The 13,505-nt window shown below is 55.3% G+C and carries 5 protein-coding genes and 1 pseudogene; 3 read left to right on the top strand and 3 right to left on the bottom strand.

Annotation, left to right across the window (positions count from 1 at the left end; all coding sequences use genetic code 11):
• Positions 1–244 precede the first annotated feature (244 nt).
• From H8S62_RS04495 to H8S62_RS04485, 3 genes are read left to right on the top strand one after another with little or no spacing between them, the layout of a single operon-like run.
• Positions 245–655 (top strand): DUF3788 family protein, encoded by a 411-nt coding sequence (locus H8S62_RS04495; protein ID WP_186918628.1) that lies wholly within the window; start codon positions 245–247, stop codon positions 653–655.
• A 51-nt stretch (positions 656–706) separates the two neighbouring features.
• Positions 707–1,183, top strand: a complete 477-nt coding sequence (locus tag H8S62_RS04490) for a DUF5412 family protein (RefSeq protein WP_155151990.1) — start codon at positions 707–709, stop codon at positions 1,181–1,183.
• A gap of 43 nt (positions 1,184–1,226) precedes the next feature.
• A complete protein-coding gene (locus H8S62_RS04485) occupies positions 1,227–1,757 on the top strand; it encodes a hypothetical protein (protein ID WP_243255347.1) in 531 nt (176 codons plus the stop codon).
• Positions 1,758–2,042: 285 nt separating this feature from the next.
• Here H8S62_RS04485 and H8S62_RS04480 read toward each other — a convergent pair whose 3' ends face one another.
• The 3 genes and pseudogenes from H8S62_RS04480 to H8S62_RS04475 all read right to left on the bottom strand — a co-directional run.
• The gene (locus H8S62_RS04480; protein WP_243255345.1) at positions 2,043–8,726 is read right to left on the bottom strand and encodes an InlB B-repeat-containing protein; all 6,684 of its coding nucleotides are present in this window, start codon (positions 8,724–8,726) and stop codon (positions 2,043–2,045) included.
• Between the two features lie 36 nt (positions 8,727–8,762).
• Positions 8,763–11,846: pseudogene (locus H8S62_RS18645) on the bottom strand (InlB B-repeat-containing protein); the annotation flags it as partial.
• A 493-nt stretch (positions 11,847–12,339) separates the two neighbouring features.
• Positions 12,340–13,505, bottom strand: a 1,166-nt coding sequence (locus H8S62_RS04475) for a hypothetical protein (protein WP_186918626.1), incomplete at its 5' end; no start/stop codon positions are given.

Genomic DNA, 13,505 nt, shown 5'->3' with positions numbered 1-13,505 from the left:
AACAGAGTGGGAGTAACGAAAAAGCGCCCGAAACTCTTGCATGCAAAGGGTTTCGGGCGCTTTTTTGTTCAGCCGGATGGCCGGAGAGACCGATGAAGTCTTTACCAGAAGCACTTATTTGCAACAGGGCCTGGGGACTACCCACTTCTCAAGAGAGAAAAATTGTGGTAGGATTGAGAAAAGGACGCAGTGGCCGCATCCGGCGGAGGAAAGAGCCGCACCGAAGGAATTTCAGGGTGGATTTATGTACGAAAGAATGCTGGACAGGCGATCCGCCCCTACTACAGAGGAGATGGCGGAATACTGCGGCGAGAACGCGCAATTATTCTCTCAGCTGAACGATTGGCTCGGCAGGAGCCATGGCACTGAGCAGAAGGCCGCGTTCCCCTATGGAAACCGATACGGCTGGGGTATTGCCCATAGAATCAGGAAGAAGCTCATCTGCAATGTTTTTGCGGAGCACGGCGCCTTTACCGTGATGATGAGGCTGTCGGACGCCCAGTTTGCGTCCGTATACGGTCTGCTGTGCAGGTACACGCAGGACTGTATTGACCATAGATACCCCTGTGGAGACGGAGGCTGGATTCATTACCGGGTCACATGCAGAGGGCACTTTGACGATGCTCAAAAACTGCTGGCGGTGAAGCTTGCGTGAATGTCCGTGGGAGTGTACCGGTTGGTTACGGCAGGAGAACGGAGGCGTTTAATGGTGGCTCGTTCAAAGAGAAGACATCTGCTTTTCATTATCCCTGCCGTCATCGCGCTCTCGGCGGTCGTCTATTTCAAGCTCTATCACATCGACAGGAGCCGGATGGACATCGCCATCGGTCAATGCGCCTCGGAGTCTCCGGACGGCTGCTACAGGGTGACGGTGACCCTCTACCCCATAGGCGATTTCCGGTATATGGACTCGCAGGAGGAGATGGAGGCGTACCTTGAAGAAAATCACTCGGAGGCGTACGTGATTGCCGACTTGATGTGGGACCCCACGGTGCGGGAGGACGGCGCCGTCGTGTGGCTGGCCGAAAACCGGAAGACCATCTTTTACGGCCGCTATGACGGCCTCCCGAGCACCATCGCTTGGCTGAATAATGAGACCGTAATAATTAACGGCAGGACGCTGAAATTGCCGCAGGAGGTCTACGACTACAGGCGGACGTTTGAACTGCCTTTTTTAAAGTAAGGCTTAGAAAGCGAGTTTCAATCAACGAGCGGAGGGGCATCTTATGTTGGACGGTATGGATTACCGGCAGGGGCAGGAGCTGATGCAGAGGCTGTGCAGGGATGGCCGCCCGGGCCGGCTGGAGGTATACGGTAATCTTGTCGTGCATTATCCCGGCCGCAAGAGACAGGGGGACTACCGCCTGGAGATGGTGGGGGACAGGGTGCCCACACACGCGGATATCTGCCGTATGCTCCACGACATGATCGTGCAAAACGGATATTCCTTTGAGCAGCTCGACAGCCTGCTCGACTCGCTCTACAAAAACGGGACCCGGGTGCCAGAGAGCGATGAGAAGCTGCGGTATCTGCAGCATTTAATCTACTGGGTCACCCTGCAGGAGGAGATCAACTACCCCCGGGCGGGGGGCTACGCTGGGATTCGCTTGGCATACTGCCGGTTTTATGAGGCAATCTACTGCGCAAAGAGCGGCGCGTTTCCCCTGGATGAGGTAATCGGGCGATGCAACAACCACGGCAGGCAGAGGCCCGTGCTGTACGATCTGGAGGACGCCCCGGAGTATTATCGATACTGATCTCAGGCGTCTATTTTGCTTTTACGAGTAACGGAAAAAGCGGGTGGGAGCAATTGCTCCCACCCGCTCAGTCTGTCGCCCACCTCCGCAAAGTTCCGTCATCCGCAGACGACGGGATAAAATGAATGTCCGTCATTTCCGGGGACATGTGCCTGTAAAATGATACTTCTCATGGTGGATGAAACGACTTTTTCCAAGAAATTGAGCCCCATATGACAAGCTGAGCATAAGAGCGCCGGGCCGGATGGCCCGGCGCTCTTATGCTATTAGATCCTATGGCTGAGATTATTTTGTGATGAGTGTTACCAGCCGCTGCAGAATGATGGCAACTTCGGCGCGGGTAGCGCCGCCCTGGGGATCCAGCCGCCCGCCGTCCTTTCCGCCGACCAGACCCGAGCCAACAGCCCAGGACATGGCGTCGGAGGCCCAGGAGGCGGTAGAGGCCCCATCATGATACTGGTCAAGGCGACCGGCTGGCGTGGTATCCAGCCCTGCCGCGTCGGCATAACGGTAGAGGAAGGTGACCAACTGCTCTCTGGACAGCGCCTGTTCGGGGGAGAAGGTGCCGTTACCCAATCCGGCGACGATTTGGTTTTCAGACGCCCAGGCGACTGCGTCGGCATAATAGGCGCTGTCGTCCACGTCGACGAAGCTGGCGGAACCCTTTGCGCGGGTGCTGTTCTCCAGGCGGTGGAGGACGGTTACAAGCATTCCGCGGTCCATGGGGAGTACAGGGGAGAAGGTATCGGCGCCGGTTCCGGAGAAAAGTTCGTGAGAACTGGCGAAGTCCACGGCGGAACTGTACCAGTCGTCCGGTGCCACATCCGTAAAGGTCTTGCTGTTGTCGATAATCCGGATGGTGGCGGTACCCTCCAGCAGGGCGACCAGGGAACCATCGGCAGCCACAGATTTTTTAATAATCTGGGTCGTGCCGTCCTCCTTCAGAAGTACGGCCACTGTGCCGGCCTTGACTTCAGGTACGGGCACTTCCACGGCCAGACCGGAGGGCATGGTGCTGACGGTTGTTCCGCCGGTGCTGACGGAAATCCGGACAGTTGCAGTATCCATCTGTTCGGCTGATATCCGGACAGTCTCGTTCCTGCCGCCGGCCAGAGCAGACAAACTGTCGTTGGGGATGGTTACTGTGGCCACAGGGGTTTCGACCTTCACAGAGGCGTTGGTCTTGTCGGCCACATCGCCCACTGTGGATGCAGGAAGCTCAACCGTCGCTTTTTTCACCGCATCGGATTCCGATTTGCTCAACTCGGGCCGGATGACAATTTCCTTGCTCTCGTTTTTGGCCGCCTCTTCCACAAGCTGGCCGGCAGTCTCCTGATCCACTGTACTGGTGGCGGTATCGCCCTTGACCGTGGTTTCGGGTGTGTGGGTGACGGAGTCGCCCGGGACAGAAGGTGCGGGGTCAGGCTGGACAGTGGCGCCGCCACCGCCGCCGCCACCACCGCCACCACCGCCACCACCGCCGCCGCCGCCGCCGCCCTGGCTGCTCCAATGGGCATAGAGGGAGTGGTTGGCAAGTTCGGATACAGTGGTGTCCTTGGTGACCAAGCTTCCACCGCTCCCGGCTGTGAACCAGCCGCCGAACGTGTAGCTGTCGCGGGTGGGGGTCGGGAGCTCGCCGTAGGCGCTCTGGTAGGTCACGGATTTACTGCTGATGCTCACCTTGCCGCCGGCGGGCTGGAAGGTGACGGTAAAGCTCTTGGGCTTCAGGGCCTTTACAGCGGCGTTCAGGACTGCAGCGTAATCGTCGACTTCCGCCTGCTTCTCGGTGCCCAGGCCGTAGACCACGGCGTTTTTCGCTGCAGTCACGGCAGCAGCCGTATCGCTGGTGTAGCCGGCGAGGTCGCCCCGGACGGAGGCCAGGGCAGCTTCCACGGCGCTGTAGTCCGCGCCGGTCCAAGTAATACCGCCCTTGTCGGCCCAGGCCCAGGTATAGCCACCCTGGCGCTGGATGGACAACTGGAAGTCCAGCGTCAGGACATCCGACTTGCCGGATGCGGTATAGCCGTTGGCCTCCTTGGTGGACACCGTCCATACCGCCTTGGGACCGGCATACACCTTGGTCCCGGAGGTATTGATGATGCCGGCAAACGTTCCGTTATTGGTAAAGGACGCTCTGTCGGCCAGCGCCAGGGCGGCGGCGGGCCGGTCGGGGTATTGAGTGGTGCTGGTGTTCGGAAGATCCTTGAATGCATCGTAGAATACCACGGTACGCCCCTCGGTCACGGCGAGGGCGGCGTCGTCTGCGACCTCCATCGTTACACCGGTGAGCAGCTTGTAGTCGTTGACAAAGCGATAGTCGCCGCCGCTGAGGCGATAGGAGATATCGCCGTCGATGGGATAGAGGAAGTCGGCGGTGGTCAAACGGATGCCGACGATGGTCAGTGTGCTGCTGGCGAAGTCCGCGCCGCCGTGGATGTCGTATACCTCGCGGCCGTTCTCGTAGGTCTTGATGACATAGCCATCATCACTGGTGAGGCGGATGAGGCCGTTTGTTTTATCAATCTGGGGGAATCGGGTGTAGTTAAAGGTATCCCCGGCATACATCTTGACAAGGCCCGAGTAGGTCGCCCCGGAATCAATGCGCACGGCGGTTTCAATGTTGTGGCAGTCGTACTCGTTCATGGGGTAGACCCCGGCCTCGTACATTTTCAGGGCCTGGGTGCCGCCGCGCCAGTGGCGCACGACGTACAGGTCGTATACCGCGCCGCCCTTCTTGGCAGTGATGCTGCCGGCGCCCTTCACATAGCCGAACACGTCCAGCACACCGCCTGCGGGAACCAGAATATGGCCTGAGAGATCGATTTGGGCAAAACCACCGGTTACATCTTGATCGTAATGCCCGTTTCCGGGGCGTCCGGTCACGGCGTTTACCATGACGGTGCCCTCGATCGTCAGCGTGACGCTGGAGGGGATTGTTAAGGTACGGTAGTTGTGAGCGGCGGGGCCGACGCCGGTCTGGCCGGCGGTGCTGGTGCCGTCGGGGTTGAACTGAATTCCGTTGCGGTTGAGATAGCCGGGGTCGTTGTCCATACAGGGGAGCAGCAGAGTAACGCCTGCCGGAACGGTCAAATCCTCCGCCAGAGTCAGGTTTTTCTCCAAGCGGACAGTTTGTCCCTTTTCGGCCGCCCTGAGGGCAACGGTCAGGTCGGCATATGTTACGCCGCCGACAGAGGCGTCGTAATCTGTGCTGTACCGGGCGGTATAGGCGGCGTCCCCGCTTACGTCGGTGATGTCTTTATCCCACCCAGTAAAGGTGTATCTCCCGTTGAGGTCCGCAGGACGGTCGGTCTCAGGCGGCTGGGGCTTAGCGCCGTAGCGATAGGATTGGGTAGTCTCCTCACCGGCCACGCTCCAGGTTACGTTGTAGAGATTGCGGTCATAGTACAGGCTGAGGACCAGACTGCCGTCTCCCGTCACTGTGCCGGCGGCTGTGCTGGCAGAGGCACTGTAGGTGAAACCTGTGTAATTTTTCAATGTAGCCTGGACGGATGACCCCGTCGCGCCGGTCCTGGATTCGGAGACGTCGAGGGTATAGCCGCTTCCCTCCACGTTTTGCAGATAGTGGTTGACGGTATACGGCGTATCACCCACGGCGTTCCAGCGGGCAGTGAGGGTCTGGGGCGAAGTGATGGCGACCTTCGTCTCATCCGTAATCTGCACATCGCCTTCAAACCAACCGGCAAAGGTATAGCCGATAAGTGTGGGGGTGGGCAGGGGGGCGTAAGTGCCATCATAGGTAACGGTAAGCTCGGCGGGGGTCACCGTACCGCCGTTCGCGTCCAGCCGCACCTGATAGGTATTGGGCGTCCACTGGGCATAGAGAGTGACGGTGCCGTCAGCTGCGCTGGTAAGATTGGTTACGGCGGCATCTCCGGCGTAGGCGCTGCCCTTGCCGTCAGCGGCGGTGTTCCAACCAGCGAAGGTATAGCCTGTCCGGGTGAACGCGGCTGGAGCGAGGCTCTGTTCTACATCGTAGACGAAGCGCTGCGGTTCCATGTCGCCGGCGCCGCCGTTGGCGTGGAAGGACACCTGATAGTGATTTGCCGCAAAGGCGCCGGTAACGGTGATGTCGTTATCCGGCATCTTTTCCGGGAGTCCTGTCCAGCCGGAGAAGGTGTACCCGGTCTTAACCGGCGCATCCAGAGGGGAGAGGGACGTGCCATAGCCTACGTCCGCAATCACCTTGTACTCGACTCCGTCCACCAGGTAAGTGACGGTGTGCAGGTTGACGGACCACCGGGCCACACACACCATGTTTTCGGCGGGCATGGCGGCGGGGATTTCCGGATCCCATTTTACGAAGGTATGTCCCGTGAGGCTGGGGTCGGCGGGGGCGGTTACACTCGTGCCATAGTCCTGCGTGATGGGTGCGACGGCGCTGCCGCCGGCTGTATCGAAGGTGAGGGTATACGCATTGATTTTCCAGTGCGCGGTGTATTCCCTGTTGCCGGTGCTGCCCTTGGCGACGGTGACCGACTGATTGGCCGCGCCGGTAAGGCCGGTTCCGCTCCAGCCGATGAAGGTGTAGCCTTCCTTTGTAGGGTTATTGAGGGTGAAGGTTTCCGTCTCCACGGTATAACTGGTGGGATTGGCCTGGAACACGGAGCCGCCGTCCAGATGACAGATGAGGCTGTATCCGCCTAAGGTCCAGTGCGCGTAGAGGATGGTGTTGGCGGTGATTGCGACAACATCCGTGCTCTTTACCTCTGTTCCGCCGTTCTGCAGCGTGAACCATCCGTCGAATGAGTAGCCGCTGCGGGAGAGGATCGGCAGCTTATCATATTTTTGTCCGTAGGTGACGGTGATGGCAGGCGGCTCCACCGTGCCGCCGTTGGCGTCCAGGGTGACCGTGTATTGATTGGCCTCCCACTGCGCGGTAAAGGTGAGGGCGGTTTTTCCCATCTTGTCCGGCGCGGGATTCCAGCCGGTGAAGGTATGGCCCGGCTTGGCCGGCGCATCGGGAAGCTGGATGGGCGCGCCGTAGGCGTGGGGGACCGGATCGCCGTACTTGCTGCCGTCCACCATCCAGGTGACGTTGTGGGTGTTGTTGAAGAAGTCGATGGCGTACTCAGCCTGATATGCTACGCCCTCGGCCGTCTCAGCGTGGAGAATGACCGCAACTGTCTTTCCGTCCAGAACAGAGATGGGCAGACTGTCCTTTTCACTCATCAGGTAATTGGTAAATGCGTCGACTGTCTCAAAATCTCCGCCCAAGGCGGCCAATGCAATCTTGAACATGATTTGGAATTGATCCGAGGAAGTGGTGCCGCCGCCGGAAGCGCGCGTAAGAGCGTAGAGAGAGACATCCTTTGTCCCCTCGGTATCCCAAACGCGCAGCCCGGGGAACTCAATGGCCCTGATCTCCGTGTATCCGAACAGCTCGGTGAGGAAAGGGAGATCCAGCATGCTGAGGGCTTTGTAATCCTCCTGTATCATACGCACTGAGACCGCCTTCTCACCAAGGCTGAGAACTGCAATCTCTTTTCCGCCGGGAGCCAGGATATTGTTGGTCGGCACAACCGCGTCATGTACCGCCTGGTCGAGAATGCCCGCCGACGCAGTTCGGATAGCGTCGAAAAGGCTGCTGTGGTGGGATGTAAGCCCGTACTCCGCTTTTTGTGTGCTGTTGAGGAGGCTGTAGTAATTCCGTGCCGTCAACAAATTGTTGCTGTCGCTGAGGTCGGTGATGTCCGTCAGTAGCTGCAGGTAGGAGGTATACTGCGCGGTAACTGTGGTGTTGGATGTTACCCCGGTATAGCTGCCGTCCCAGGTATTGTCAAAGCGGTATCCGGGACGGGTGGGAGCGTCAGGCGGAGTGGCGCTGCCGCCGTGTCTGACAGTCTGAGTGCCAATTATGTGTGTGACATCGTTTTCGTCAATATACTGGAACGTAACGAGATAGGAGCTCTGCTCCCATTTGGCGTACAGCGTTAAATTTTCTGCGGGCATAGTAGTAAAGGAAAACGGCTGCGTGAGGTCCGCATCCCGGTACCAGCCCTTGAAATCGTACCCCGTCTTGGTGGGAGCGGCGGGAGTGCTGAGAGTTAAGCCATATTCGGCGGTGATGGCCGTGAGCTCGGTCCCGCCGTTGCTGTCAAAGGTAATTGTGTATTGATTTACCGCCCACTGGGCGATATAGGTGGTATTTTCTGCGGGGATGGTGTCGGGGAGTGCGGGAATCCATCCCTGGAAGGAGTAGCCGGTCTTCTCAGGATTGGCTGGCGCCTTAACCTCGGCGCCGTACTTGCCGGTGATGGGGGGCACCTCGGTGCCGCCGTCAGAATGTAACGTGATGGTGTAGCTTTCCCGGGGGTAGTAGAGCTTGAGCACCAGTTTGCCGTCGCCGGTGATGATACCGGAAGCGCCGGTGCCATCAATGGACGAGTCGTACCTGAACCCAACGTAGCTCTTCGGATTGGCATTGGCAGTGGAGTCGGTTTCACCGGTTAAGGGCTCGCTGTCTTTCAGCTCATAGCTGCCGTTCAAAGTTTCTTGATAGTGCTCTACCGTGTATGTTGTATCGCCCTTTGCGTTCCACTGGGCATACAGCGTGTGGTTCGCTGTTTCGGTCATTGCGGTGTCAGAAGTTATTTTTATTCCTCCGGTTTCAGCAGTAAACCAGCCGTTAAAGGTGTAGCCTGCACGGACGGGAGCGTTGGGCAGTTCGTATTTGCTGCCGTAGGGAATTGTTTTTTGCGTGTCTGCAGTGCTTCCATCCTGATATTTGAAAGTCACCGTGTAGGAATTGACCGTCCAGTTGGCGGTGTAGCTCCGGTTGCCGGTGCTGCCGGCAGGAATCACGACGCTTTTGGCAGTCCCGGTCAAACCGGTTCCGCTCCACCCGGTGAAATCCCAGCCGGTGTGCGTGGGGTTGACCAGGGTGATGTCGCCGCTCTCAACGGTGTATTCGCTGGGATTGGACGCCCCGCTGGGCAGAGAGCCGTCCATCAGATTGTATGCGATGGTGTAGGTAATGAGATTCCATTTTGCGTAAAGGGTCAGGTCTCCGGTTTGGCCGCCGGCAATGGTCTCTGCTTTATCGCCGCTGAATTCTGCGTTAAGGTACCAGCCGCCGAAATTATAGCCTTTGCGCGTGGGTGCGGACAGAACAATGGATTCTGTGCCGATGGTATAGTGGTCAGGTATGCTTGTCCCACTGGGTAACGCTCCACCGGCCAAGTCATATGTGACGGTATAAGAGATGCTGTTCCTTAAAGCGGTTAACTTGGCATACTCATTAGCCAGAACATTTTGTGCGGCGAGGCTGAGTTGTGCATAGTTTGAAAGCGCGGCGTCGATTGCGGCCAAATTTTCATTGGTGGCAGTCTCAAGCGCGAGAACAACTGCGTGGGCAGCACGGAACTCTGATACTCCAGCCAGAGTCCAGACACCAGCTAGAGTATGGTCGGCGGCATACGGGACAGTGACTGTTGCAGCAGTCGGTGAAGTTTTGTCGCCGCTATAGTTATCATATGTATAGCCGTCGGTTCCGGCTTTGCGCTCTAATGCGCCCTCTGAACCCTTGTACTCCGCGCCTGAAAGGATATCAAACAGCGCTGTTCCATCAAAGAGTTGTGCCTTGAGAGTTCGGACGGTCTGAGAGGTAGTAGTAGCAGGCTTCAGATAGCTCTGACCTTTTAACACACCCTCTTTGGACTCTACTAAGACTTTAGAGCCTGAATCAGTAGAAATGGTACCTGTGCCTGTGGTTTGTATTACGCCGCCAATTGTACCGGATACAGTTAACTTACCATCAACAACAAATGTAGCAATTTCGGAGAGTCCGCTTGCAGATAGCTTCTGATTATCTGGATACAATGGACCAGCATAAAACTGGTCAGTAAAACCATCATAAATAGCTAGAGTACCTGGGATATCCAATATAGCGTTTTTACCGACTGTTAGCTGTGCGCCGGGTAAAAGTTTGAGCATAGTCGGGATAGAGTAGTTGCCATCTTCTAGTGTAATATCAAAATTATACGGTACCGGGAAAAGAATACCTTCAGTGGTAACGGTTACAGTAATTCCAACCGTTATCTTCATAGATAATATGCCGGTACTTGCACCTCCGTAAATGACGATACTTGTACGGCCTACAGCAGATTTGCCTGCCCAAATTGAGTCAGGATTATATGTTGCAGTGAGTCGGGCAGATTCTGATAGATTGATAATTGCATTTTCTGTCCCGATAACTCTTGCGGTTGTTTTATTGTGAGACGTACCACTTGATATGAGGTCACAGTATCCATATAATTCACCGCCGCTCTCTATCGTGAGGGGCGCTTGAATATTAAGCATAGTATAGCTATTAAAAGGGGTGACTTTGTTGGTTTTAGCCGCGACAGCCATATAGGTACCACCGCGAAATTCACAAACAATAAATGGTTCATAAACATCGCCGCCAGGTTGTACTTCAATAGTTCCACTGCCTATGATGTAACCAGTACAGCTAAGAATACCTCCATTTTCTACAATGATGGCAGAACTGCTTGCTAAGTTTATATTGCTGTGATCACCAACCGTTTGACCGCCAAAACCAGTATCGTTACCTCCGTTGCATGATCCGGTAATGCCTCCTACCACTAACTTTGACTCAGCAGGAACCGTAAGCTCGGCACCTTCAGCTAGGGTCAATGTATATATGAGGTCATCCAGTGGTCCTTTAATAAAATCTGAGGCACTATTGGGGGACTCGGAGTTAGCGAAGGGATGCTTATCTGATGATGAGTTAATTTCCGTTTTTTTATAATTGTATGGTATAAGAAGGGTAGTGTTAGATTTAAGCGCAACTTGGCCGGATAAGGTATCATTTCCGATTAAAATAATTGTTTCGCTGGGTTGCGAAGCATTGATTGCAGCATTGATACTGTCGTAAAATGCTCCCTCAATTCGTGCAGTGTAAGCCAGTGGGGGCGCGAAAATTGCATGGATTAAAGATGAATCGATAGCGGTGTGTATATAAGTAGGCTCACTGGAAAGAAGATGATTTTTATTATCCACCCAACCATAAAAAGTATTTGGCTCTTTAGGGGTGGCAGTCAGAACAACCTCAGAACCGGCAAGAACCGATAGCTTAGAGCTGGATGTCTGACCGTCACAAGTGATAGAGACCGACCCGCTGTTTTCTGCGGGCGGCTCTAGAGTAATATCGACTAAATCGTTACGGAATGCAATATTAGACAGCGCGGCTTGTGCATCAGGTGAAACACAATAACTGGATATATATAAAATTCGTTCCTGACCGGCTTCCGTGTCGGTCAAATTAATTACCTTTGATCCTGTAACACCGCTGGGCAGCATATCACCGACACTATACTCATCGGGCGTAAGTTCCGTATCGATAGAGATATAAACGTAGGATTTGTTATCCTGAGCTATTGCCGTGGTATCATAATCAAATTGCAGCACTCCCGGACCGGTGATAGCCATTTTTAGTAAAGTTACCTGTCCTCCCTCTTTGCCGTTGGGGGAGAGAATACCATCTGCAACACTCCAAGGAGCATCGCTCCTGGTCGTAAGGCTGGTTAACCCGGTTCCGGTTATGTCGCCTAATGCTATCCAGTTGAAGAACTTGGCAGAGATAGCATCCGCGTACTCAAACGTATGAACTAACTCCGCCAGAGAAGAAAATTTAACGTTATTGGCGCTCCAATACCAACCATCAAAGTAACAGCCAGCTTTGGGAATAGCTGTTACCGTAGCATCCTGTCCCTTGAGCACGGCAATGGAACTTCCAACTGAAACAGTGGAATTGTTATAATTAACGTCGCCAAGAGAGGCATCGTAATGTATTGGAATATTTAAAGTCTCCGGAGGGGCATCAGTAGGTTGAAATGTGGCAGTAACATTAGAACTTTTACCTAACTCAACATAGAGAATTCCGCTAGAAATATCTTTGCTCGTAAAGTCGACAAATGTATATCCATCGGCTGGAATAGCAGCTAATTTTATATAAGCATTATTGCCACCAAATCCAAAATCGACAGCAGGTAAAGTTAAGACCGTGGTTGTATTTTCACTACCTGAAATAGACTTAGTGGCTACTGAACTGGGCTCACCAGTAGTCATATCAATTACACAGGATTCTGCTGTTACAGTACCGCCGCCGCCGGTAAAGGTAATATTTAGGGTTACTGTGGTTTGCTCTGCCGCAAATGAGGTTGAAGTGTCTACTGGGGTGGCTTTCCCTCCCTGCGCAGGCTCGGAGGAATCTTCCGGGAGTGCTTCCTCCTCCGCTGGGATGGTATCTTCCGCAGCGGGTACGGAGGGGTCCTCCGTGAGGACGTCATCCTCAGCGAAGGCAGGGAGGGGGAGGAGGGACAGGAGCATGGACAGCGTGAGCAAAAGGGAGAGGGTACGCAAGCGGGCTTTCTTTTTCATGATGGGACTCCTCTCGGTGATAATCGGAATTGGGGCTGCGCGTATTCCCAGTCCTGAAAACGCGCAACGAAACGGTCAAGCGCTATAACCGTTTCGTTCTGCGTTTTCAGAAAAAGAGAGCCGCGCAGGCAGGCAGATAAATCTGGCTGCCTGCGCGGCTGAGGTCTGGTAGTTGTAAATTTTACTCGGCTACGCCGAAATCAATGTTGATGGTAACGGTATTTCCATCCACGTCGCCAATGACCTTGTTCACGAGAGAAACAAGATTCTGAGCAATGCTATAAACGGTGGTGGAATCGCGAAGGTCATCAAGGACATTATCATAATCCGCAGTCAGACCGCTGATAGAGATGGTAACATCCTTATCGAGAGTCACGATGCTGGAGCTGACGGCCAGCTGAGTGTTGGCCTTCAGGACGCCGACGATCTGAGCGCCGTTGAGACTTGCGGCGTCGGCCTCGGTATTCAGCTTAACGGCTTCACGGATAGCGGCCTGCAGGGCGTCCATATCGTTGAAGTTGTCCAGTTTAAGGCCGTCTCCAGCATATTCGGACTCAAACTCGAGGCGGTCGGTACCGATTTGGAGATAGGAACCCTTGGCAATAAAGACAAAGCTGTCGTCCTCATGGGTGGTGGAGGTGACATTGGCGGTGAGAGCCTGCCAAGCCTCGCGGGTCTGCTGGATATCCTCGGGCGTGGCGGTGATTGTAGCGAGCTCAGCACCCTTATCGCCCTTGAGGTTGTAGGTGTAGGGGCTGCCGTCGATGGTGCCGGTGATGGTGCCGGACGCAAAGGTAAACGCATTGCTCAGCCAGGAGCCCAGGTCCGGATTGGCAGAAAGGCCGGTGGAAATGCTGATCGTGTGCTCACGAGCCTCGCCCACACCCAGGCTACCCACATTCTGCATCTTGGCATACAGCGTCAGAGTGCTGGAGTTGACTTCTTTGTGGGGAACAGTGACCATGGCGGAGTAGTCATTATAGACGATGGCGTCAACGGTAGTGGGGTCGTCGCCGCCGCCGGAGACAGCCAGATAGAACTTCATGGCGTTGCCGTCCTTGCCGGGGGTATGAGTTTCATCGTTCTCACACTTGCCATCAACAAAGTTGTGGCCCAGCGCGGGAATAACGCGGGTATCGCCGCAGGAGCAGGTCTCGAGGCCGTTGGTGGTGCAGGTGGCGGCGGTAGTCTCGGTGTAGCTGTGATAATGTACATTCCCGCTGCTGCTGGAATTGGTGTTGTCCTTAATCTCCTTGCCGTCGGAGTTGGTGGGGTTCTTTGTGCCGGGGGCCACGTCCACGGTGGTGGGCTTCTTGCCGTCCAGGACCACGTCGTCGGCCTTGACCT

Source organism: Lawsonibacter faecis, assembly GCF_014287675.1.
GTDB lineage: Bacteria > Bacillota > Clostridia > Oscillospirales > Oscillospiraceae > Pseudoflavonifractor > Pseudoflavonifractor faecis.
The sequence above is the reverse complement of the archived record's forward strand: the minus strand, read 5'-3'. Positions and strand labels throughout refer to the sequence as shown.

Excerpts from the sequence above, each read along its gene's own strand:
- H8S62_RS04480 (WP_243255345.1), bottom strand. The coding sequence starts at position 8,726 with ATGGACGGCTCTCTGCCCAGCGGGGCGTCCAATCCCAGCGAATACACC.
- H8S62_RS04485 (WP_243255347.1), top strand. The coding sequence starts at position 1,227 with ATGTTGGACGGTATGGATTACCGGCAGGGGCAGGAGCTGATGCAGAGG.
- H8S62_RS04490 (WP_155151990.1), top strand. The coding sequence starts at position 707 with ATGGTGGCTCGTTCAAAGAGAAGACATCTGCTTTTCATTATCCCTGCC.
- H8S62_RS04495 (WP_186918628.1), top strand. The coding sequence starts at position 245 with ATGTACGAAAGAATGCTGGACAGGCGATCCGCCCCTACTACAGAGGAG.